General features: G+C 41.4%; 18 protein-coding genes. 14 read left to right on the top strand and 4 right to left on the bottom strand.

The window, feature by feature from the left end; genetic code table 11:
- The first annotated feature begins 58 nt into the window (after positions 1–58).
- The 13 genes from F7R24_RS04490 to F7R24_RS04430 all read left to right on the top strand — a co-directional run bounded on the left by F7R24_RS04490 (position 59) and on the right by F7R24_RS04430 (position 20,893).
- Positions 59–694 carry a hypothetical protein gene (locus F7R24_RS04490; RefSeq protein WP_151670045.1) on the top strand — a complete coding sequence of 212 codons (636 nt, stop codon included), beginning with the start codon at positions 59–61 and terminating at the stop codon, positions 692–694.
- 42 nt (positions 695–736) lie between these two features.
- Positions 737–1,603: a restriction endonuclease gene (locus F7R24_RS04485; protein WP_151670044.1), complete on the top strand. Its 867-nt coding sequence runs from the start codon at positions 737–739 to the stop codon at positions 1,601–1,603.
- Positions 1,604–1,615: 12 nt separating this feature from the next.
- A complete protein-coding gene (locus F7R24_RS04480) occupies positions 1,616–2,395 on the top strand; it encodes an exonuclease/endonuclease/phosphatase family protein (protein WP_151670043.1) in 780 nt (259 codons plus the stop codon).
- Positions 2,396–2,827: 432 nt separating this feature from the next.
- Positions 2,828–3,604 (top strand): NYN domain-containing protein, encoded by a 777-nt coding sequence (locus tag F7R24_RS04475; RefSeq protein WP_151670042.1) that lies wholly within the window; start codon positions 2,828–2,830, stop codon positions 3,602–3,604.
- A 78-nt stretch (positions 3,605–3,682) separates the two neighbouring features.
- Positions 3,683–5,449 carry a DUF262 domain-containing protein gene (locus F7R24_RS04470; protein WP_151670041.1) on the top strand — a complete coding sequence of 589 codons (1,767 nt, stop codon included), beginning with the start codon at positions 3,683–3,685 and terminating at the stop codon, positions 5,447–5,449.
- A gap of 9 nt (positions 5,450–5,458) precedes the next feature.
- Positions 5,459–8,341, top strand: coding sequence for an SNF2-related protein (locus F7R24_RS04465; protein ID WP_151670040.1), 2,883 nt, complete (start codon positions 5,459–5,461; stop codon positions 8,339–8,341).
- Positions 8,338–9,999 (top strand): ATP-dependent nuclease, encoded by a 1,662-nt coding sequence (locus F7R24_RS04460; protein ID WP_168926775.1) that lies wholly within the window; start codon positions 8,338–8,340, stop codon positions 9,997–9,999. The genes F7R24_RS04465 and F7R24_RS04460 overlap by 4 nt, the downstream gene beginning before the upstream one ends.
- Positions 9,996–11,714 (top strand): site-specific DNA-methyltransferase, encoded by a 1,719-nt coding sequence (locus F7R24_RS04455; RefSeq protein ID WP_151670038.1) that lies wholly within the window; start codon positions 9,996–9,998, stop codon positions 11,712–11,714. The genes F7R24_RS04460 and F7R24_RS04455 overlap by 4 nt, the downstream gene beginning before the upstream one ends.
- 15 nt (positions 11,715–11,729) lie before the next feature.
- On the top strand, positions 11,730–14,453 hold the full coding sequence (locus F7R24_RS04450) for a DEAD/DEAH box helicase (protein ID WP_151670037.1): 2,724 nt from the start codon (positions 11,730–11,732) through the stop codon (positions 14,451–14,453).
- A 60-nt stretch (positions 14,454–14,513) separates the two neighbouring features.
- Entirely contained in the window at positions 14,514–18,194 is a 3,681-nt protein-coding gene (locus tag F7R24_RS04445) for an ATP-binding protein (RefSeq protein WP_151670036.1), read from the top strand.
- Positions 18,194–18,829: a MarR family transcriptional regulator gene (locus F7R24_RS04440; RefSeq protein ID WP_151670035.1), complete on the top strand. Its 636-nt coding sequence runs from the start codon at positions 18,194–18,196 to the stop codon at positions 18,827–18,829. Before F7R24_RS04445 ends, F7R24_RS04440 begins: the two co-directional genes overlap by 1 nt.
- Positions 18,829–20,058 carry a hypothetical protein gene (locus tag F7R24_RS04435; protein WP_151670034.1) on the top strand — a complete coding sequence of 410 codons (1,230 nt, stop codon included), beginning with the start codon at positions 18,829–18,831 and terminating at the stop codon, positions 20,056–20,058. Before F7R24_RS04440 ends, F7R24_RS04435 begins: the two co-directional genes overlap by 1 nt.
- Positions 20,051–20,893, top strand: a complete 843-nt coding sequence (locus F7R24_RS04430; protein ID WP_151670033.1) for a DUF7281 domain-containing protein — start codon at positions 20,051–20,053, stop codon at positions 20,891–20,893. The genes F7R24_RS04435 and F7R24_RS04430 overlap by 8 nt, the downstream gene beginning before the upstream one ends.
- A 254-nt stretch (positions 20,894–21,147) precedes the next feature.
- Here F7R24_RS04430 and F7R24_RS04425 read toward each other — a convergent pair whose 3' ends face one another.
- The 4 genes from F7R24_RS04425 to F7R24_RS04410 form a co-directional block, all read right to left on the bottom strand.
- Entirely contained in the window at positions 21,148–21,822 is a 675-nt protein-coding gene (locus tag F7R24_RS04425) for a phosphoglycolate phosphatase (RefSeq protein ID WP_168926774.1), read from the bottom strand.
- Between the two features lie 78 nt (positions 21,823–21,900).
- A complete protein-coding gene (locus tag F7R24_RS04420) occupies positions 21,901–22,557 on the bottom strand; it encodes a response regulator (RefSeq protein ID WP_151670031.1) in 657 nt (218 codons plus the stop codon).
- Positions 22,558–22,559: 2 nt separating this feature from the next.
- Complete coding sequence (locus F7R24_RS04415; protein WP_168926773.1) at positions 22,560–23,003, bottom strand: response regulator; 444 nt, start codon at positions 23,001–23,003, stop codon at positions 22,560–22,562.
- 42 nt (positions 23,004–23,045) lie between these two features.
- Entirely contained in the window at positions 23,046–23,774 is a 729-nt protein-coding gene (locus tag F7R24_RS04410; protein WP_151670030.1) for a DNA-binding protein, read from the bottom strand.
- A 148-nt stretch (positions 23,775–23,922) separates the two neighbouring features.
- Between F7R24_RS04410 and rimO the strand changes: the two genes are divergently transcribed.
- On the top strand, positions 23,923–25,239 hold the full coding sequence (gene rimO, locus F7R24_RS04405; protein ID WP_151670029.1) for a 30S ribosomal protein S12 methylthiotransferase RimO: 1,317 nt from the start codon (positions 23,923–23,925) through the stop codon (positions 25,237–25,239).
- The last annotated feature ends 1 nt before the right edge of the window (position 25,240 follow it).

Here is a 25,240-nt window from a genome sequence, read left to right as displayed (position 1 = left end):
AAACTCGGTAAGAATGACATGAAAACAGCATCGTAAATCATTAACGCAGGGTTACGGTTTGAACAAATTACCAACACATTTACTGAACGAACTTGTGGCTGAAGTCTCAACCTCAAAGGAGTTTAAGAACATCACTTTCAGTTTTTTTAGTAGGAAAATGAAGGTGATGTATAGTCTGAGTAGTCACTTTGATAAAGATCTGCGCAATGAAGTTGTAGTCAAGCTGCTAGAAAGCATTAGCAATGGTGCATTTACTTTAGATAACTACACTTGCGACAAGGGTAAAAAAGAAGCTTATTACAAAGTAATGAATTGGCTCGTCCTTGCCTTCCAGAGAGAGTGCAATGTCAGAATTCGAAGTCGATTACCAAAGAAGTCACCGACTGATAGAGGCGGAGATAAAATGCTTTATGGTTCATCATATAAGGAATCAGATTACGCTGGAGGCCTTCATGATAACGAGGGTTCTGTATTTGATTTCAACTCATTACCGGATAAATCCGATGTTGAAAGTGATGTGCTCATATCATCAACTCGCGATAAGCTTATTGATATTTTGGGTGAAGATAAAGAGGTTCTAGTTGATCAGTTTCTGGCTGGATTTAGCTACATGGAACTTGCTCAACAACATGGTGGTTCCCCAGATAAATATCGCAAAATGTTCGTTCGAGCACGAGAAAAAATGACAGAGTAATGGCGATTTCTAACAAGCAACACAATCTATGGAAGCCCATTAATGGCTAAAAAGTCAGCAGAATTTTTAAATTGGTTTGGACCCTTACTTGATGCGCTAAGGGATCTTGGCGACTCAGGTCGTCCTGTCGAAGTTTCTAGCCGAATTGCACAGAACTTAGAACTACCTGAAGAGATGCTCGATGCTACTCTGAAGTCCGGTGGTAAAAAATTTCATAATCAGGTTGCATGGGCACGACAATACCTTGTGTGGGAGGGGTATCTTGACTCATCCAAGCATGGAACATGGAAGCTCACTAACAAAGGTAAAGAAGCCCGTTTAACCATTGATGATGCAAAGGCAATTGTTAAAAAATGGGTCGCTTTTCATCAGAAAGCACGCCAGCAAAAAGTAGATAAATCACAACCTGAGTTGCTGCTTGAAATTGATACAGAGGAACCATCAGAAGCAGAGGAGGCGACCCTAATCGAAGTTTTAAGAAGCCTATCGCCGGAAGGTTTCGAGAAAGTCTGTCGTGAGCTTCTCAGAGAATCTGGTTTTGAAAACGTCGAGGTTACTGGCCGTCCTGCTGATGGTGGTATTGATGGATATGGCACTCTTGAAGTTAATCCATTCGTGAGTTTTAAAGTGTTGTTCCAGTGTAAGCGTTACGCGGCAGGCAATACCGTTTCACGGGCGCAAGTGGGTGATTTCCGTAATGCCATGATTGGTCGTGCAGAGAAGGGCATCATTATTACAACCAGTACCTTTAGTAATCAAGCTGTTCAGGAAGCCAATCGAGATGGTGCTCCAGCTGTTGAGCTAGTCGATGGTCAGAAGCTAGTCGAAATGTTTGAACGAGTTGAATTAGGACTCAGAAAAAAGACCGTATACACAGTCGACATAGCCTACTTTGAACAATATCAATAAAGTAGAGAGCTTATGGGACAGAAAACACGAATTGTAAGCTGGAACTGCAATGGTGCCTTAAGACAAAAGCTGCGCCATTTAGATCAATTGAATGCAGATATTCTGGTCATACAAGAGTGTGAAAAACCAGCTCATTCGACCCTAGATCTCAAACAGTGGGCTGGACAGTATTATTGGACAGGCTCCAGCAAACATAAGGGTCTTGGTGTCTTCGTCAAGAATGGAAGCTCCATCAAATTGCTAAACTGGCAAGGCACTTACAAAGTTGACGGTTTCTTGAACACGTCGGCAGCGCACCAATGGTCAACATCAGAACTTAAGCTTTTCCTACCTGTTCAAGTCGGAAACCTAACTATTTTAGCTGTCTGGACAAAGGGGAAGGATGAGCAGGTATTTGGGTATATCGGACAGCTTTGGAAATATTTACATATTCATCATCTTGAGCTGTCACAGCCAAATACTATGATCATCGGTGATATGAACAGCAACGCGAGATGGGATAAACCAGATCGGTGGTGGAATCATACTGACGTAGTAAATACTTTAAATGCATTAGGATTTGATAGCCTTTATCACCACCAGTCTGGTGAGCCACAAGGTAAAGAAAGCCTGCCAACATTTTATATGCACCGCAATCAGCTGAAGCCATACCACATTGACTATGCCTTCATGTCTAAGGATTTAATACAGCAGTCAAGTCTTCTGATTGGTGGTGAGGATGAATGGTTAGTTGCTAGCGACCATCTGCCACTTATTATTGATTTGCCTGCTCAGGCGCATGAAGTTATGTAATTAATAGGTGTTTATGTCAACGCTAACGCGCAAGCAGGTACTGCTGTCACCAGACAACATTTTAAAGCTACGCCAGTGGTCCAAAATATACCACCTTTCAGAAGCAGAGCTTGTTCGTAGAGCTATCCAAGCTTACCAGCCTGATGCGCCAGTTTCTCTAGAGTGCGAAAAAGAACTAGTACAGGCTATGCTTGCGCAGATGAAGGAGTCTTTAACATCGGCTATTGCTGTAGTTTATACGACAAGATCGAGTGCTGTCTGACTTAGCTATGAAATATAGATTTGTTGAATCCACAGAGAGAGGGCGGTAAACCTTACGCTTACAGGAACATGTTTGAATTAGCAATTTAAGATCTAAAAGTGCCATGATCAATTCAAACAATGATATAGTTGTAGAAACTCTCATGGAATCGGTTAAGGTAGACTGAATTTATGGCAAATGGTGACTTTAAGCCAACGGATACTGAACGTCCACTTGCTGTTTTAATTGATGCTGACAACGCAAACCCTAATGTGGTCGATGGACTCCTAAGTGAAGTAGCGAAGTTAGGGGTTGCCAGCGTAAAGCGAATTTATGGGGATTGGACTACACCAAATCTATCTGGCTGGAAAGCCGTTCTTCTTGAGCACTCCATTCAACCGATTCAGCAATTTCGTTACACCACTGGAAAAAACGCAACCGATAGCGCCATGATCATTGACGCTATGGACTTACTTTATACTGGTCCATTTAAAGGTTTTTGCATTGTTTCCAGTGATAGTGATTTTACTCGTCTAGCCTCAAGACTTCGAGAAGCAGGCAAGACGGTGTATGGGTTCGGTGAAATGAAAACACCAAAGCCATTCGTTGCAGCTTGCGATCGTTTTATTTATACCGAAATTTTCACTTCAATCGCCATGAATGAAGCCGATGAATCCGCTGAAACACCGTCATCGCTGATAAAACAGACAGCCAAAGAACTTCGCAAAAACACTAAGTTGCTTTTGATGATTAGAACCGGAATAGAAACCTCTTCTGACGATAATGGCTGGTCCCAACTTGGTCCCGTTGGTAGTTATCTTGCAAAAGCTAGTCCTGATTTTGACCCACGGAACTATGGTTATCAAAAACTTAGCGAACTGGTTGAAGCGATAGGTTTGTTCGAGATCAAACGGGATGGAAAAATTGTCATTATCAGGGATGCTAGGAAGGCTTTAGTGAAAAGTTGATTGCAAGCTTGCTACTTTGGGATACGGGTTAGCATGAACAAGTTGCCCGAATAACACTAATAAACAAGGAATTACCTAATGTCTGGAACACATGAGATCAAGAGTGAGAAAATTTTCGTTAAAGATATTTTCAGTAATATGTGGTTCCGAGTACCAGAGTATCAACGTCCCTATGTATGGGGAGATGATCAAATCGACGACCTACTTGATGACCTTGTATTTGCCCTTAATGAAAAACCAGACCAAGATTATTTTTTAGGTTCATTTGTATACCAGTCAAAACGTGCCGGAAGCACCCCCGGACAGAAGTTTGATGAAAATGACCTGCTTGATGGTCAACAACGCATGACCACATTGTTCCTGCTTTTTGCCTGTATTCGTGATCTCTCAAATAACCCTGACCTAAAGGATGCTTGTCAAAAAGCAATTTTTCAGAAAGGAAATGATTTTGATGGTGTCCCAGAGAGGTCTCGAATCATCTTCGCTATCCGTCCAGAGGTGCAAGATTTTGTCGATAATCATATTAAACTTGAGGGTGGAACCGACGACGCGGCAGTACTAGAAACTTTAACAACCAAAAGCCCAGATCCATCTGTCAAAAACATGGCCAGTGCAGTACTTAAGATAAGAAGAGATCTCAAATCACTGATCGATGATACTAATACCAGTTTTGTTTTATCGAACTTCTACAGCTTCATTCGTAAAAACGTCCTATTGATCTACGTTGCCACAGAAAATCTTGATGATGCTTTTCGTCTGTTTACAATTCTGAATGACCGTGGAATGCCTTTGCGAAACAGCGATATTTTGAAATCGACTAATCTCGGTGCATTAACTGAAGACAGTGAAAAAGATCGCTATGCTAAGCTATGGGAAGAGGCGGAAGGCGAACTTGGTGATGACTTCGACCGCTTCCTTAACCACATACGTACAATTCTATTGAAAGAAAAAGCACGGCTAAATTTATTAGATGAGTTTGAACATAAAATATACAACCCAAAGGAAAAAGAAAAGACTACAGGGCTGTTAAAAAAGCCATCTTTAACAAAGGGTAAAGAGACATTCAAACTCATCGAGCGATATTTAAAGCACTATGACCAGCTCTTGGGTGGTGACAATCACAGAGAAACTGGTAACACATTCGAGTTCGACAATCTAGTTCAAATTATGTTGATAGGTCTTCCATCATCTGATTGGCTTCCACCACTTATGAGATATATTGATCGATTCGGACATAATCGTATTCTTGAATTTCTAATAAAATTGGACAATCAGCTATCCTCTGATTGGATTGCACAGTATTCACCAACAGCACGTATTGACCGGATGAATAATATTATTCGTGCGATTGAAGCGGCTGATACTGCCGATCATCTTTTGGATCAAATAAATCCATTTGAATTCGATGAGGATGGATTTTGTCGAGCAATTAATTCTGCCGTGTATGGACGAAGATTCACAAGATACCTTCTTCTGAAGCTAGACTACCTCTATGCCGACCATAGCCAACGGATGTCCTTGCATTATCTTTCTGTGGAGCATGTACTTCCTCAAAATCCAAGTGCTAATAGCAAATGGTTCGAAGATTTCACTAAAGAAGAAAGAGAGCAATGGACACACCGATTAGGTAACTTGGTACTGATCACTACAAAGAAGAATACATCTCAAGGTAACCTAGATTTCTCTGATAAGAAAGTTAGGTACTTTCAAAAACGCATCAGCACATGTCCAAATTCACTAAGGGTTTTGCAGAATCAAAATTGGACAATGGTTGAGCTTGAAGCTAACCATAATGCTGTTATTAGCAAGTTGAAAGATCATTATGGCTTTAATCCTAAGGAATAAGTATCTGGGATGCCAATAACTGACTATCAAGCCAAATATTTTGCTCATGAACTGACAATAAGACATGCTTCAGGCGGTGTTGATAGTCTGTCTCAGTCGTTATTTGACGCCAGTGTCGACCTCAATCCTCACCAAATTAACGCAGCACTTTTCGCGTTAAATAATCCATTAAGTCAAGGTGTAGTGCTTGCTGATGAGGTTGGTTTAGGTAAAACCATTGAAGCAGGCTTGGTGCTATCGCAATACTGGGCTGAAAGACGCCGTAGACTTCTGATTATTTGTCCTGCATCGTTACGTAGGCAGTGGGCACAAGAGTTATTGGATAAATTCAACTTACCTTCGCAGATACTGGATGCGAAAACTTGGAAAAACCAACAAAGAGAAGGGGTGTATAACCCGCTTTCAGGTAAGAAAGTGATAATCATGTCTTATCACTATGCTGCTCGGCTCGACGATCAATTACTGGTAGAACCTTGGGATTTAGCTGTTATTGATGAAGCACATAAGTTGAGAAACGCGCATCGTACCAGTAACAATATGGGTCAACGACTCAAACGTGCATTGTCTGGTCGCAAAAAATTATTGTTGACGGCAACACCGCTACAAAACTCTCTCATTGAGTTGTATGGATTATCGACCCTTATTGACGAACACTTATTTGGTGATGATAAAACTTTTCGCCAAAATTATATTCAGGGTGGAAGCTCAGTTGCTGAACTCAAAACTCGATTAAAGGGCTTTATACATCGCACGCTGAGGCGTGACGTATTGGAGTATGTACGCTACACACAGCGCCAGACACTGACTGTTCCCTTTAGGCCAACAACACAAGAGCAAGATCTCTACAATGGCATTTCAGCCTTACTAGAGCGCGATCAAAGCTATGCACTTCCTCGTAGCCAACGGCATTTAACTGGCTTGATTCTGCGGAAACTTCTAGCATCCAGTTCTCATGCTGTCATGTACACGCTGGAAACCATTTTAAAGCGCTTGGAGTCCCTTAAAGAGCACAATAGCTGTGACTATGACCTAGTAGCTACCTTAGTCGATGAGGATGATCTTGAGCAAGACTACCTTGAAGAAGTGGATGACTCGACTATATCTGATGATGATATAGATCTTGAATTGCTTGATGACGAAATAAGTGAAATCAAGTTGTATATCGCCAAGGCCAAGGCTATCGAAACAGACAGTAAAGCTAAAGCCCTCTTAATAGCCTTGGGTCAGGGCTTCGATAAAATGGATGCGATGGGTGCCCCGCGCAAAGTCATTGTCTTTACCGAGTCTAAACGTACTCAGGAATATCTCAACCACTATCTCGCAGCTAATGGCTTTGCAGACAAAATAGTGACGTTCAGTGGTTCTAACAATCACCCTCAAGCAACAGAAGTGTATCAACGCTGGCTTGATGAAAATAAAGATAGCGACAAAATAAGCGGTTCGCCTCAGATTGATCGGCGCACAGCATTGATTGATCACTTCAAGCATCACGCAGAAATAATGATTGCCACAGAAGCAGCCGCAGAAGGGGTTAACCTTCAGTTTTGCTCACTGTTAATCAACTACGATTTGCCTTGGAACCCACAGAGGGTAGAGCAACGCATAGGCCGTTGTCATCGCTACGGCCAAAAGTTTGATGTGGTTGTCATCAATTTTTTGAATGAGTCTAACAAAGCGGATCAACGCGTACTGGAACTGCTCACAGAAAAATTTCATCTATTTGACGGAGTGTTCGGCGCATCTGATGAAGTCCTAGGTAGCATAGAATCTGGTTTAGACTTTGAAAAACGTATCCAAGCGATTTATGCTACTTGCCGCAGATCTGAAGAGATTGATTCGGCATTTAAACTGCTACAGCTTGAGTTGGGAGCCGATATCAATGAGAAGATGCAAGCCACTCGACAACTCTTGCTAGAAAACTTCGATGAGGATATTCATGACCTGCTAAAACTGCGGCTAAATGATGCCGAGCAAAGGCTCGATAAAGTAGGGCGATGGTTTTGGATACTTACACAGCACGAATTGCAGAATCTTGCTACCTTTAATCCAAGCAACCATAGCTTTCAGTTAAGCGCATCCATCCCTCAGGTTCAGACAGGGTTTTACCAGCTTCACAAACGTGGAACCAAGCATAATGATGAGGACACACTGGCGAATGCCCATCGCTACAGGCTCTCAGCTCCACTAGGGGAATGGGTGCTGCAACAAGCTATTAACCGTGAGTTACTGCCACCAGCGGAACTGATCTTTGATTATTCTGCTCATAATGCCAAGGTTTCAGTTATTGAAAGTTTAATTGGTCTGACAGGAACTCTTCGGCTACAAAAATTCAGTATCGAATCTTTAGAGCGTTGTGAGGAATACTTGCTGTTTGCCGCTTTTGATAATCAAGGCAACCACATCCCCGCAGAAGTTGTGCAAAAACTGATGCAACTATCGGCTTATGAGCGAGACTTCCAACAAGAGCTTAAGATAGCCGAGCCTTCTAATTCAGATAGGCAGCTTGATCAAATCCTAGAAGCAGAACGCAATCAGATTGAAAAATCGGTTAACGAACGAAATCTCAATTTTTTCGAGCAGGAAGTAGACAAGCTTGATAGTTGGGCCGATGATCTAAAAGAAGGGCTGGAGCAATCGATCAAAGAACTCGATAAAGAAATCAAACAGGTACGCCGTGATGCCAAGGTATCGGTCACTTTAGAAGAAAAGCTCGCTCTACAAAAACAGCAGAAAGTACTGGAAAGTCAACGCAACAAAAACCGACGTGAACTCTTTGACAAACAAGATGAGGTTGATGATCGTCGTGAGGCATTGATTGAGGCACTTGAAGGTAAGCTAAACAGGAAGACTCAGGCAGAAACATTATTTACTCTACAATGGAGTGTACGATGAAAATAAAAGCAATACTCATAAAAAACTTTCGTTCAATAAAAGATGTAGTTCTAACCCCATCAAAATTTAACATCCTCGTTGGACAAAACAATCACGGCAAATCGAATTTTTTTGAAGCTATCGAATGGTTTTACAACGGAAAGGGTGACATTTTCGAAATACGACATTGCGATGCAAGTTCAGATGAAGAAGTGGAAGTTGAGATTGTGTTCGGTGATGTTCAAGCTGGTATTGCTCATATAACCAATGAAGAAAACCAGAAAAAACTCAGAAGTATCCTTGGCGATTCAGATGAGATGCGTGTTAAACGCTCATCAAAAAGTAGTAAAGATAGATTGATTTATGATCAGTCAAAAAGTGCATGGAAAAAACAGCCAATGGGTGCAGACTCTGCATTTAACAACGGTATACCACGTTTTGAATTCATTGAAGCTACTAAAAATTTCAAAGATGTATCTGCTTACAAAAATACTACACCTATCGGGCAGATGCTCAGCGGGCTCGTAGCAGAAACACTGGAGAAAGACACTGAATATCAAGCTTTTGTAGCGCAGTTTGAAAGGTTGTTCGGCGATCAGGATTCAAAAGTTCGTCAGGCACTGAATGGCCTTAGTGATTCTGTATCCAAATATCTACAGGAACAGTTTCCAGATTGCACCAAGATTAATTTTAGTGTTACAACACCTGCTTTTGACGACTTTTTAAAAAACTATAACACAGAGCTAGATGATGGGGTTGTTACAAAGGCCGATGATAAGGGCGATGGCATGCAACGTGCCTTAATGCTATCCATCATAAAAGCACACGCTGACTTTAGACGAAGTGAAGCCTTAGGGCGATCATTTATATTTTTCATCGATGAAGCAGAGTTGCATTTACATCCTACAGGTCAGCGACACTTGAAGAAGTCGTTATTGGATTTAACCACTGGTGATGGCAATGATCAGGTTTTTATAACCACTCATTCGTCTGTCATGATTGCTGACGGTGATCAGGATGCCAGTCAAACATTCTTTCGTGTGAGCAAAGATGACCGCCAGACGAGCATCGAAAAAATCACTAGAACAGAAAAGCATACTGTAGTTTATGATCTATTGGGTGGTAGCCCAGCCGACATACTTCTGCCAGCAAACTTCCTAATTGTTGAAGGGCCATCTGAGGTAAAATTTTATAACAGTATCATTAGTCGGTTTTATACAGATAAGCCTGATATTCATATTATGGCAGCAAACGGGGATGACGAAGCACAGAGTCAAAGTATGAATGGATTAAACAGAGTCTTCGTACCTCTGAATGCTAAACCTATATACAGTGACCGTCTGATTGTACTTTGTGACAAACCTGATCCTGAAAAGCAGTCAAGATTTGATGCTTTTAAGAAAAATAACGGACACTTAGAGCGAAACAATCAACTCTTTTTACTGCCCTGCAATGGTTTGGAAGACTACTACCCTCCGCTATTAATCGCCAATTGCACTCGCAAAGACAAAGGTAAAAAAGCACGTTGGATGGGAGAAAACATCACACAACAGCAGTTCGAAAGCGAAATGCCCATCATGGCTGAAGCACTATTTGCGTGTTGGAGAAAAGCATTTTTTACCGATCATAGACGTGAAACTGAATCCATAGAATTACAGTTGGAAGTAACTGAACAATGAAAAAAACTAAACTCGAATTGACGTGGATAGGAAAAGACAAGCGGCCTAAACTGGAACCCCGCATCCTGCTGGAAGATCCTGCGCTTTCCTATCATGCTAGCCAGAAAGTAACAGAAAACGATATTTTTGATAACAAATTGATTTTTGGTGATAACTTGTTGGCTTTAAAAGCCTTGGAGCAAGAGTACACTGGAAAAGTAAAGTGTATCTATATCGACCCTCCCTTTAATACAGGTGAAGCCTTCGAGAACTATGATGATGGTTTAGAGCACTCAATTTGGCTCAATCTGATGTATGCAAGAGCAAAGCATATTCACCGGCTACTATCACATGATGGTTCACTATTTGTACATATTGACGATAATGAAATTGCATATTTAACTGTCTTATTGGATGAAGTATTTGGAAGGGAAAATCGAGTTTCAATTGTAACTTTTAAGCAAGGATCTGTAACAGGACATAAAGCAATTAATCCGGGTCTAGTTACCACAACAAATTTTATTCTTGTGTACGCCAAAAGTAAAAAAGATTGGATACCGAATAGATTATTCACAGCAAAAGAAAGAGATACAAGATATTCTCAATTTATAGAAAATTATTATGAAAATTACGAAAGTTGGAAAAGTATACCTTTAAACCAAGCGGTTGCAAAAGAACTAGGGTTACAGTCTAGGCAGCTTAAAAAAGCACTGGGGGCAAGCTACGAGCAAGAACTTGAAAATTTTGTAATGCGCTATCCTGAGAGAGTAATTCGTACTGCTAGACCTGATTATAATTCAGTTGGACAAAACGTCAGAGATGCAATAGATGCCTCAAAAAAAGAGCCCAACAAAGTGTTTTTTTTAGAAAGAGATAACCATTCAAACATGTATTTTAAGAATGGTGAAAGAATTCTATTTTACAAAGACAAACTGAAGGAAATTGATGGTAGCTTAGTGGCTGGCGAACCATTAAGCAATCTTTGGGATGATTTACTTTCCAACAACTTACATAAAGAAGGTGGAGTTAAGTTTCCCAAAGGAAAAAAACCAGAATATCTTCTAAAGCGTATTTTAGAGTTGTGCACAGAGGAGGGCGATCTGGTATTAGATTCATTCGCTGGATCAGGCACAACTGCTGCGGTTGCTCACAAATTAAAACGTCGCTGGATTACTATCGAACTTGGTGATCATTGCCATTCTCACATTGTCCCTAGATTGAAACAAGTAATTAATGGAGTAGATCAAGATGGTGTATCCAAATCGGTTAACTGGCAAGGCGGAGGCGGTTTCCGATACTACAAGCTTGCACCATCTCTATTACAAAAAGACCAATGGGATAACTGGATCATTAATAAAGAGTATAACGCCGAAATGCTGGCCGAAGCGGTCTGCAAATTAGAGGGCTTTACCTATGCGCCTTCTGATACCCTTTGGTGGCAACATGGCTATTCGACTGAAACAGATTTCATCTATGTGACCACACAGAATCTCTCATTAGAGCAATTGGAATTAATTAGCGAGGACGTTGGTAGCGATAAAACTCTGCTAGTGATGTGTGGTGCCTTTCGATGTAACGCAGATCGTTTTGCCAATCTCACCATTAAAAAGCTGCCGAAGGCTGTGTTGAAGCACTGCGAGTGGGCACATGATGATTACAGTTTGAATGTGCAAAATCTACCTATGGCACAGACTGATTCTGTAAACGCACAGCCACAACAAGACGACCTGTTTTAAGAAATGGAGTAAGACATGGATAAGAAAATCATTAACAGTATTTCAGGTCGTTTGAGTTTGCGTGCGCCTCAACGTGAGTCACTAGAAGCTCTGGCTACAGCAATTGAAGCCACAGGTGATAGGTTACTCGATCCTAAGCATGATGTGTCTGAGATGTTGGATGCTATTAAAGCCGAGTTTCCAAACCTGCAAGATTTCGAACGTGAGTTTCCTTCTCTGTGTTTTGCATTAGCAACAGGTGTGGGAAAAACGCGCTTGATGGGTGCATTTATCAGTTATTTGTATCTTGCGCACGGCATCAAAAACTTTTTTGTTCTCGCACCCAACCTGACTATTTATGAAAAGCTGATTGCCGATTTTAGCCCCGGAACACCCAAGTATGTATTCAAAGGCATATCTGAGTTTGCTATCGAAGCCCCTGTTGTAATCACTGGCGATAACTATGAGCAAAGGGGCTCACAGCTTTCCAGAGACTTATTAGGCGATCAGCAGATTGTCACCGTGAATATCTTTAATATTTCCAAAATCAATTCGGAGGTTCGAGGGGGTAAAGCTCCTCGGATTAAGCGGTTATCGGAATATCTTGGTGATAGCTATTTCAACTATTTAGCGAGCTTACCTGACCTAGTATTGCTGATGGACGAGTCACACCGCTATCGTGCCAGTGCAGGTGTTAAGGCATTGAATGAGCTTAAACCAATACTGGGGCTTGAACTAACAGCAACACCTTTCGTGGAAACTAGCCGAGGTACAACGCCTTTTCAAAATGTCGTGGTCGACTATCCCTTAGCTCGTGCTATGGATGACGGTTTTGTTAAAGAGCCAGCCGTTGTCACACAGCGTAACTTTGATGTCAGCCAGTATAATAAAGAAGAGCTGGAAACCATCAAATTAATGGATGGTATTCGCTTACACGAAGCCACGAAAGTGGAGTTGATCACCTATGCTCACGAAAGTGATGTTCGTGTTGTTAAACCTTTTATGTTGGTGATAGCACGCGACACCACACATGCAACAGCCCTAAAAGAGAAGCTTGAAGCGATATTTGATGGCAAATATCTCGGTAAAGTGATTCAGGTAGATAGTAGCAGTAAGGAGGAGGAAACCGTAGCAGCATTGCTAAATGTAGAAAATAGTGATGAGCCTACCGAAATTGTTATTCACGTCAATATGCTAAAGGAAGGGTGGGACGTTACCAATCTTTATACCATCGTACCGCTTCGCGCTGCTAATGCTAGAACCCTAATTGAACAGTCAATTGGCCGAGGGCTGCGTCTTCCTTACGGCAAGCGTACTGGTGTAGAGCCCGTGGATCGCTTGAGCATTGTGGCCCATGACAAATTTCAAGAAATTGTGGATGAAGCAAACAACCCTGATAATCCACTGCGCCTAAAACAGCTGATTCTTGATCATCCTGAGGATGCGATAGAAACCGAAAGTGTCCAAGTCAGCTCGAATATTAATGCGCTGGTATCAGGAGGTGAGACAACAGGAAGCGCTGGCACACAATATTCGATAACTCTACCCACGCAACCGCTGTTTATATCTGAACCTGAGAAAAAGGCGGCGAAAGCCGCGTTAGCAATTATCAAGGAATATCAAACAAAGCCACAGCAAGCGCCTACCAGTCAATCACTTCAGTCAGAAGGCTTGCAGCAAGCCATGATTCTGGCGGTTAAAGAGCATCTTACCCAAGGGCAGCAGTCCTTGCTTGAAGATGAGCAGCAGGTTGATATAGCAGATATTGTTGCTAAGACGACAGCTTTAGTGGTGAACAACACCATCGATATTCCACGTATTATAGTGACTCCTAAAGGCACTGTTACGAGTGGCTATAGAACCTTTACGTTAGATTTAACGGGAATTAAAGGACTCAGACCACAAGAAAGATCCTTAGTTAGCCAAAGTCTACAAACCAATCAACAGACAGAAATAGGCGAGGGCGGCTCAGGTAACTACGAGCCAATTAAAGAGAATTACATACTCAAAAAATTGTTTGATTATGATGATATTCCTTACGATGAACATGCTGATCTGCTCTACGACTTGGCTAGGCAAGCTGAAGAGTGCTTAAGTACAGTTAACGATGAAAAAGATGTCATTAATATTTTACAGAACCAAAGCGATGCTATCGCCCGATTGATTCATGCTCAAATGGATAAGCATTTTTATGAAGAAGCAACTGAATATGAAGTAGATGTGCGTAGTGGCTTCACAACATTGAAAGACTGTTCATACACAGCTGCCCAAGGTCGGGACCTTAAAAGCTACCGAGATACAGTTTCAGACGTCAGTAAAATTAAGCAGATGCTCTTTGGTGGCTTTAGCAAGTGCCTTTATCCTATTCAGAAGTTCGATTCGGACACCGAGAGGCGTTTCTCCATTATTCTTGAACGTGATGCCATCAAATGGTTCAAGCCAGCTAAAGGTCAGTTCAAAATGTACTACAAAAGAGGCACCGAACATCCTGAATACGTGCCTGACTTCGTGGCCGAAACAAACGATTATGTGCTGATGATCGAAACAAAAAGCGCACAGCACCGAAATCAGGACCAATCATGGAATGAAGAAGTAACTGAAAAAATGAAAGCGGGTGTTAAGTGGTGTCTAAATGCATCTAACTATCTGAAAGCAAATGGTGGCAAGGAGTGGAAGTACTTGTTGATACCCCATGACGAGGTGAAAGAAGCAAATACACTGGGTAGTTTTATTGCAAAGTTTGAGTGTCAGGATCAATAGTCTTGGTCCGTTTTTAAGCTATGTAAATTGTTTTCGTTCATAAAGGACTTGGTATCTAAAATGTTGGGTTTAAAAAGAATCGTGCTTCACAACTCATACTTTACAAATATGACAGTAAAGTTCGATGTTGATGGTCATTCAAATGCCAGTGGTGGAAACGGTGCTGGCAAAACATCGGCACTTAATTTAATCCCTATATTTTATGGTACTGAGCCAAGTCTGCTTGTAGACCAAATTGCAGATAAGGACTCTTTTCTGGATTTTTACCTTCCAAAGCAGTCGAGCGCTATTATTTTCGAACATGAGCGAGAGGATGGCTTTAGACTAGTCGTTATGTATAGACACACCTCAGGATCTAAAGTGATTTATCGTTTTGTACGAGGGGGCTTAGAAGAGACATTATTCAGTCCAGAGATCAAGCCTTTATTAGAATCAGGTGTTTCAATCAGCGATATATTTCACGATTTAAGAGTCCAAAATATAACAATAAGCAAGCAGTTGGATACGATTACAGACTACCGATCTATTATCCAAAATGATCGTAACCTCCTTCAGCGAAAGGGTAGTAATGCAGGTGATGTGGCATTGGCTCGTGAATATTGTATAGGTGGTGCTAACGATCGCATGAGCCACCTAGATCGAATGAGCTATTCTATATTGCGTAGAAAAGACATGTTTGAGCGATTAAAAAAAATGATCGCAGAGACACAGTTCAAAGACATCCATATCAATTCTCGTCCAGAGCACCTAAAAGATAAAACACTTATTCAAGATATAGCAGCCATAAGGGACTTCACAGCTTCCGAAGGCAGAATTAGAGATTGCATTGAAAACAATAACACTCGGCTGCTTGTAGTTAAGAATCGTGACGACACTGCGAGTCAACTCAAAGCTCGACTTGTCGAGGCAAATAATGAACTATCTCAGCTAGCCACTAGTATGAAAGTAACTGAATCAAAACTGGTGGAAGAAAAAGAGAAATATGAAACTGAAACTGAGACGCTCAGGAATCGATATCAAGCACTTAAAAGTGAAACATCTCAATTAGATAGAGATATTAAAGCAATCTATAAAGACCATGATGCTTGGATTAATGAGCAAAACATTCACTTAAAAAAAGCCAAATACTCAAATCTTCAACAAGAGCAACAACGTCTTGATAACCTCAAAACACAGCTGGATCAGTTAACACAGCAAGTTAAAAACTTAGAAGGTGAGCGTGACACGGAGAAGTACAAAGCTCGTGGACATCGCGATCAGATTCAGAATCAAATTAATATCCAGCGCAACCAGTTAGTTGAAGAACTTAGAGCAGGCGAACAAGAAAAATCTGAAGTTTTACAAGTTCTATCACAAGATAAGCAGAAAGCTATCGATTCTTTAAATGGCGGCGAACTTTCTCAGAGATTAAAAGAACTTAATTCTAATCATGCGACAGCAAAAGTTACAGCCAACACTTACATAGAGCGTTCCCTAGATATTCAAGAATTAACCAATATTGAATCCTCAGAGTTCACCTGTCTAGAACAAATTGATAAAAAACGTGAATCTCTGAAGATACTCGAATTAGAACTTGATCTTATAAAAAAACAGCGTATTAGTGCACTTGATTTGCTTGATCAAGCGAAAATCAATACTGATAAGGAGCGAGGGAAGCTCAACTCCCTTCAAGCTATAGCCTATCCTAATGACGGAACTTTATTATCTGAGTTTAGGAGAGAAAATCTAAAGTGGACAGAGTCGATCGGTCGTATTATTAATAAAGACCTGCTCCTAAGATCAGATCTTGAGCCGGAGTATATTGGTTCGACTGATACTGTCTTTGGCTGGTCACTGTTACTAGAAAAAATAGATATCCCCGATCATTGTGCAGATAATGAAACACTCGCTCAGCGGTTGGATCAGCAAGAGGGGATTGTTAGAAATGCAGAAAAAACAATTGTAGAACGAGAAGCCGAAGCACGCGCTATACAAACTCAGCTGAAAGAGCTTGATTATAAGATCAAACCGCTTCGTCACGATATTGATGAGCTTACAAGTCGCCTCAGAAATCTGCGGAACGAGAAAAAGAAAGCTAAAGAAACGGCTAAGCAAAATGCTATAGCAGATCAAAGGGCTGCGAAAAATGAAATGGATAGAATCGCTGCCGAAATCATTCAGACTGAAATTCAGATTAATGAAAAACGTAGCCAAATTAATCATCGCTTTAGTGAACATCATCAAGAGATCAACGCTAAATACCAGATGGAATGTCAGAGAATTCAACACAAAAAAGAGCAACTAGAAGAATCCTTAGAAAAAGCAGAGAGTGATTTCATAGAACAACTTAAACGCATTGAAAAACGTTATTCCGAAGACTGTATAAAGAATGGAATGAATCCAGATGATATTCGTGAATTGCGTGGAAAAGTGAATCATCAGACAGAGCTTGTGCATGAGATTAAAGACTACTGGATTGAGATCGAAAAATTTGACCATTGGTCCAAAGTCCGTTGGGATACACGTGAAACTATTGAAGAACAGCTACGAGAATCTGAGACGGCTCGTAACGAAGCTCAGGAAAATATTAACAGTCACAACAAATATTACTCTCAAAAACGCAACAAACTTAAACAGCAGCTTTCTATTGATACAAGTAAACATAAAGAGCTGGAAGACAAGATTCGACAGGGTACGAGTCTTGTCAATCAGTGTCCTTTAATTGACGAGATCATCGAGCCACAACATCCGTTTGGGGCACTCATCTTAGACCTTGAGCGCCATATAAAAAGGGAATCTCAACTTTGTGAAGACGTACTCAATGGAGTGAGTATCGCTCAGCAAATACTTCAACAATATGTAAACTCTCGTATCTACAAAGCTTGGCAGATGTTACTTGACCAGCGCAAAATGGTTTCAGGACTTAATGAGTTTGATGTGGAGTTTAGGTTGAACCAACCAAATGATCTTGCACACTTATTAGATAATGATGTGCCAGATTTGAGAGATCTACTCATTGAACAAGTCCGAGCTGTTGGAGATAGCCTTTCGAAGTATCATGACAACCTCAATTCACTGAACAAAGAAGTTGATAGAGTATCGCGCCATCTTGGAAAAAATATCAACGCTAATCAACGGATTGAAAACTTGACGAATATCGAGTTACAGGTGACATCTGTAGTGAAAGAAGGAGACTATTGGAGAAAGCTGTCTGAGTTTAATCGGCAATGGGTAGATTGGTGTGAGAATCGAGACTTTAAACTCCCCCCAAATGTGCTGTTGGAGTCTATTCAGGTGGCTAACGATGCACTTCAAAATGCACGAATAAAAAGTGATATTAACTCTCTTATCAGACTGCGGATCTGCTTAGAAGAGAATGGACGAAAGGCTCATGCTACTAGTGCAGCCGAACTTGATGCAGTGAGCTCAAACGGTATCTCATATCTTGCAATATTAGTAATTTTCAAAGGTATGGCACGTTATCTGTGCCCAAATCTAAATATATCGCTTCACTGGCCTATTGATGAACTTGCTGCCCTATCGCCCGAAAATGTAGCGAGGGTGTTCGCAATGTTTGATGAAGCTGGTATTTATTGCTTCTCAGCATTTCCGAGTACAGACCCTAATTTACTTAAGTTTTTCAAGCATCGGAAGCTTATTGACCGTCGATCAGGAGTAAGGGATTTAAAAGAACAGGTGAGTGGTATTAAAAGAGAGTTATCATCGCGAATATCTGAACTGGTTGTGGGGGAGGCGAAATAATGGATTCACAATTATTTAGTCGAACTGTTCAAGCTCTATTATCTGACAAAATTATTTGTCATGAAACCTTAGCAGGGGAGTTCGCTTTCATGCAAAGCGAATCGAATCTGCGAGAGGTAGGCGATTACCTTTTAAAAATAGAACGCGCTGTACGAGTCACCTCCGATGGTAAAGGATACTATTGTGCCTATTTAGATGCCGATGAAGCAGAAGCAAAACGAGCAATCAGAGGTGTTTTTAGACTGTTTGCTGGTGAAATTGAACCCCTAGTTCGTTGGATGCGTTTGGCGAGGGACTGTCATCCCACAGGTAGGCCGATAGAAGCTGGGATGCTTGTAAAAGAAAGTGAATTACTCGGATTTATCGAGAGTTCACCTGAGCTTAATCAAGCGTTAGAAGATCTAACTCGACATAGACTGTTTAAATCTGCCGCTACTGATGGAAAGGGCCGCATCAACCAGATTCTAAACAAACTTGAAGAACTAGGATATTTGATAAAGCTTGATAGCTCCGGATCACTTTATAATGCGACAGGTCGATGGAGCTATTTATACGATGTACTATCATTCATCCGAGCTCATGAGCGTTTGGATGATGAATCTGGAGATCAACAAATTCAAGGTACTCTAGTCTAATGGCAAGAATTGATGATGCTGCTGATGCTCTCCAAGCATTAGCAAAACACCGAGATATCATTATTGATGCTTATCTTAACCAAGGTGGAGCATTACATGACACTGAAGAAAACCGTTCGGCTATCAAGTCTCTGATGAAACATCAGCTAACTTGGCAAATAGATATGGATGAACCCGTTCGTTTAAGTCAAAGTCTGACATCACTGTTGGCGGTAGTCACTCGAAGCCAGCTTAGATTCAGTGCGAACAGTGCGGTAGCCGATTTATGGAAAGAAATTGAAGGAACGATTGATGGTTATCGTGAAGCCAAAAACAGAGGAGCATTAGAGGATAGTAATCATTACCTAGAGAATGCCTTTTTTTTTGGACATCAGTTAATAGAAAGTTTGAGAAGCTCACTATCTATTTATGCAAGACATATTAATACCGAATTCACTCATATACATAACCTCGATTTGAGAGCTATCGAAAATAGAAAAATGATAGAACGGGCATCTGAGTTCAATACAATATTGGAAACTTTTGACTACCAAGACCTTCATAACAAAGCTGGTGATGACTCAGACCTCAGACGACTACTTTTAAAATTCATTCCCAGCGCTTTGGAAGATTGCCGTAAGCAACTTGGTTATTCGATAGAGCGATTAATAAACATGTTGCACACGATCAACCGCCAACAAGAAAAAGCTAGGCTAGTTGATTGCCTTATTGAGAAGTTTGATAGGGATGAGTCCTATCACCCAAGCGTAGATGATCTTAATGATCTCCCTTCTGTATTAAATAGGGCAGTTCGGCTATGTAATCCGATCTACCCTGATTTAGCAAATCCCGAGCACGAAGATATATTAGCATCGATTGTTGAATCTCTACCGACGCTTACGGTTACTGAAAAAGAGAAATTTGTACCACAACCCGTAAAAAATGGGCTCAATGAAAAAGCTGTCGAGATACCTGTAAACCCTATGATAATAGTCGTTCAAGAAATATTAGAGCTGTTATCTGGAACCGATGAACCTATATCGGCTAAAAAGGTTTATCACATTAGCAAACTAGACAATCACTGTGAGTTAGAGATTTGGTACATGGCTCTCTTCAATGAAATCAACGGTCTACCGCTAAAACAGCGTGCAAGTTTAGATATTCACTTTGTTGAGTCACCGGATGATACATTCAGTGGAAACTTCTGGGTATCTGATATTGTTCTTCGGAAAGTAGGCCGCAATGAATAGAGAGTTTGAAATCATCCAGCGCTTTCTTCGCAGTGGCAAAGATGCAACTACTCTAAACAAAAGTTTTCAAAAAATTCATGATGAACAAGGTATTGGTAACATTGTGGGTTCTTATATCCGGTTCAATGGAAGGGATAGGGAAGGGCTTAGAGGATGGTTTAAAGATCAAACAGGTATCGATCCACTTGTAGAAAACTCAATACCCGAGGATCGAATTAACGTTGCGAGTATAGGAATAAATGAAAAACTTGCAAGAAAGAATGTTTTTGCAGGTCAATTAAAAGTAGCAGCTCCTATTGGCTATGAAGTACAAACAATCAATGGACCCGCCATAACACCACGCGGCACAAATCTACTTGTGCCAATTGATCATCTCATACTCGAAGACGCTGAAGTGATTATTGTTGAAAATGGCGCCGTTATGAGATCTATCAATGATCTGAAATTTGAGCAACCTTTCACTAATCCACTATTTATTTATCGAGGTCATGAGAGTGACGCGAGAGAGCTAAAAATTGCATTAGCGGCATATCCGCCTGCATGTGTGATCGGGTTCTATGATTTTGACCCTGCCGGTATGCTAATGGGATTAGAAAGCAAGTCAGATTCGCTAATTTTTCCCAAGCTATCAGAAGAAAACCTAGAACAATCATTGCTTACTAAGATAAATCAGGCAGAAAAATTTTGGGCTCAGGCGCATCAATTTAGCCGTTTAAAGGCGAAGACACCGGATACATTACTTCCTTTTGTTGAAATAATGGAAAGGTTGGAGCTAGCTATCATGCAAGAGCATATGGTGGCTCATCAGATGATGCTATCCCGATACGACTTTTAACTTTAACTATTCCTGAATGTGGGAATTCCAATCACTCAACCCGGAACACATATCACAATGTCGGTGACTGTAAGCACCAAAGTTTCTGATAGGGCTGAATTAATTCAGAGTTGAACCGGAAACTACACAATACAGTAGCGATCCGTATAACTTCACAACTATACGATTTAACATAATATACATTATACGAAGTTATATAATTAGCAAAAGCAGACTCTTCAGCTGCAGTTATCAGTTACCAACCTACTTAAAATTTATGGGATTTGGCGTGCGTTCAAGATATCGAGAACATCGGAAAATGAACTCATGACTCGATTAGGATTAGCTAACTCTATGGGCTGACCATGATTGTAGCCATAAGGCACCGCCCACACCTCTACACCTGCATTTTTAGCCGTTGATACATCAGTTGTTGAATCCCCAATGAAAAGAACTTGCTCAGGTTGAACTCCGTGCTTCTTCATTAGGTAATGAACTGCGATAGGATCTGGCTTTTTGTGTTCAAAAGAATCGCCACCAATAATGTCATCAAATAGATGATCAATTTTATGTGACTGAAGTACCTTATCTGCGCCACGCTTGAACTTATTAGTCACAACTGAGAGCTTATAGTCTGATCCATACAAGGCTTCTAAAGCCTCCATAACGCCCGGGTATAAGCTACTTCCCGTACCAGAACGCCTTTCATAATAATGGTAGAAACGTTGTAATAACTCATCATAACCAACATCAACTTTAAGCTGATGATAATCCATTACTTGGTTTAAAAAGTGAGGTGCGCCCTTTCCTACCCAATTTTTTGCCTGATCCAGCGTGACATTAGGTAAATCAAATTCCGATAGCATATCGTTCATAGAGGCAGCTATCTCTTCAACCGTATCCAATAAAGTTCCGTCTAGGTCGAAGATGATCAACTTATAGCAATTCATTGGGTATTCCATTGATAAGTAATAAGAAAAAAGAGGATACTTAGAGAAGATGACAACTTGATGTCACTGGTCAATCTATCAATTGACAGCAACTCCATAGCGTACTGCCATTTTGACTAGCTCAGCATTATTCTTCAGCTTAAGCTTTCGCAAAATGTTTGCACGATGTGCGTGAACTGTCTTAGGACTTAAACAAAGAGATTCTGCTATCTGATTGATTGGAAAGCTTTCTGCTAACATACTAAAGACTTCAAGCTCCCTCTTACTAAGATTCACTAGCGGAGCATTAGTCTCACTATCGGGATTCATCTCATTGCGGATAGATGCTGAAAAATACTGCTCACCTTTAGCGACAGCTTTAACAGCAACGACTAATTCTTCAGGGGCACAGTGTTTGGTTAAATAGCCAGAAGCACCCGCTGTAACCGCTTGAGTTGGAAAGGGTTCGTTAGACATCGCTGTCAGCACTAAAAGCTTAGTATGAAGACGCAGAGCAACAATTTTACGAATAGTCTCTAAACCACAAGCAAATGAAACTTCATCAGATTCATTATTAAAAGGAATCGAGAGATCCAAAACGACGACATCAGGACGATATTCCTTACAGCAGTTCACCGCACACTGGCCCGTTTCAGCCTCAGCAACCACTGATATATCACGATGTTTTTGCAAAATTTGCCGATATCCGGCTCGGATGATGGAATGATCATCAACCAATAACAAACGGATTGCCATAGTTAAACGCCTTTTTTCAAGCTATCTGCGCCTCTGTATACGTCACTCGTATCCAAATCTAGCGCAAAAGGCGATATTCCTTCCGCCGGATCAAGGTGAGCAGGCTGTGCCACCAACTCGTCACTAAATCCTATCAGTTGCACGCCCTCCTTGCGACAGTGCTGTAACACCTTTTCAAGCGCTCTGACCACTGCAAGTTGACGATCGTTAAGATGCTCACTCTTTTTTTGATCAATTCTTCGTTTAGAAGACACCTGTCTAATGACATAATTGCCTTCATCTAAAAGTTGTATAGTTATATCAGCCGCTTTTTCTGCAATCAATGCCACTTTAGTTATTTCGAATAAAGCAGCTTCACGGCAGCAAAAAACCTCACCTGGACTGGCTTCGCGAATCAATTCGCGAATCACCTGGACTGAGCTACCTTCGGGTATGAATTGTTCCATTATTTCCGTTAACCAGACACAATCGTTACTGTTGCATATGAATCACTTAGAATGACGAGCTTGTGCCAATTCTAACTGATGACGACGTTCGAGCGATTCTTTCTCCGCCTCAGACAGTGCGCGTCTTAGGCTTGCATTATCGGATTGCAGATCAGCATTTTGCTTCTTAAGACGAGTTATCTCCTCCTCTTGAATCCGGATTTTAACACGATATTCAATCACTTCATCACTTTGCTGTAGATTTCCTCCAGCAGATAGACGCGACTGATTCAACTCTCGTTCGGTGACCTCTAGCTTACTATTACTACGAAATAACTTTTCTTCAAGCGTATTAACGGCTTGATGCTGAACTCTAACTTCATCTAACAAGGACGTATATTTCTGCAATAGCGCTTGATAATCCTTCTGTAATGCTATTAACGAATGGCCGCCATCCTGCTCGGCCTTGTGCAGCAGCTCTTCAAGCTCTCGAATACGATCACTGTAAACAGCGCTTTGCTCTTGAAAGCGTTTTTCAGCATAAGCCAACGCCCTATCCCACGTCTGATTCGCTAACCTAATCACAGGTTCTGGTAATTCAGGATGATCGTGACGACGATTGAGCCGCTCACTTAATGAGCCCCACCAGTCACCCAAAGCTTTGTTGATGGTTGTAATGCTGCCACTACCAATTAAATCTCGCACATTTTGCTGAGTAGGACGCACACCTTGCTCTAGCAAGGTGTCTGCTGCCTTAAAAACTGCTTGATGAGTATTACTGCTTCTAGCCATATTATTTAGTACACAATACGTATTGAATGGTATGTATCGTTAGCAATAATATCATTATTAAAAGCCTATGCAAGCGTCTTTACTCGCCTCTTTAAGTGGATTTCGATAAAATTGCGCTTTGATTTCTTCTAAGGTTTTTTGAAAGTATATGAACGCACCCAAGGTAGGCTTTGTTAGCCTAGGCTGCCCTAAAGCACTCGTTGACTCCGAACGCATCCTGACCCAACTTCGTACAGAGGGATATGAGATCTCTCCTTCTTATGACAATGCCGACATCGTGGTCGTCAACACCTGCGGCTTTATCGATAGCGCTAAAGCAGAATCCTTGGATGCCATCGGTGAAGCCATCAAAGAAAACGGTCGCGTGATCGTTACCGGATGTCTTGGTGTGAATGAAGATGAAATTCGCAACCTACATCCTCAAGTGTTAACGGTAACTGGACCTCAAGCCTACGAGTCCGTGGTGAACGCTGTTCATGAACATGCACCTCATACTCCTGTTCATGATCCATTTATCAGCCTAGTGCCTCCACAAGGTATTAAACTGACCCCTCGTCATTATGCTTATGTAAAAATCAGTGAAGGCTGTAATCATCGCTGTACTTTCTGCATCATCCCTTCCCTTCGTGGCGACCTGGTTTCCCGCAAAGCTGAAGATGTGATGAAAGAAGCGGAAGGCTTAGTTAAAGCAGGCGTAAAAGAGCTACTGATCGTCTCTCAAGATACCAGTGCATACGGTGTCGATTTGAAATACCCTCTGGGTATTTGGAATGGCCGTCCGGTTAAAACGCGGTTATTGGAACTTTGTCAGGCACTCGGCGATTTGGGTGTATGGGTTCGCTTGCATTATGTTTACCCTTATCCATCAGTCGATAAAGTGATTCCTTTGATGGCAGAAGGAAAAATTCTTCCTTACTTGGATATACCATTCCAGCATGCCAGCCCTCGCGTTCTAAAGATGATGAAACGTCCTGCACATGCGGAAAACACCCTTGAGCGTATTCGCGCTTGGCGTGCTATTTGCCCGGAACTCGTGATTCGTAGCACCTTTATTGTTGGTTTCCCCGGTGAAACCGAACAAGACTTCCAAGAATTATTGGATTTTCTGGAAGAAGCTCAGCTTGATCGCGTGGGATGCTTCCAATACTCACCGGTTGATGGCGCAACAGCCAATGATATTGCCGAGCATATTCCTGATGATATTAAGCAAGATCGTTGGGAGCGTTTTATGGCAGTTCAAGCGCGAATCAGTGCCGCAAAACTGCAGCAGAAGATCGGAACAGAGATCGATGTCATCATAGATGAAGTGGTTGAAGAAGGCGCTGTTGGGCGCAGTAAAGCAGATGCACCAGAAATCGACGGTCAGGTTTTCTTGGACAATGCGACTCATTTAATCCCTGGTAGTATTGTCCGCGCCCGCGTTATTGACGCAGATGAATACGACCTTTGGGCAGAACTCATTTAGT

Origin of the sequence: Nitrincola schmidtii, assembly GCF_008973715.1 — a bacterium.
Lineage (GTDB): Bacteria > Pseudomonadota > Gammaproteobacteria > Pseudomonadales > Balneatricaceae > Nitrincola > Nitrincola schmidtii.
This window is presented reverse-complemented; position numbering and strand designations above follow the sequence as displayed.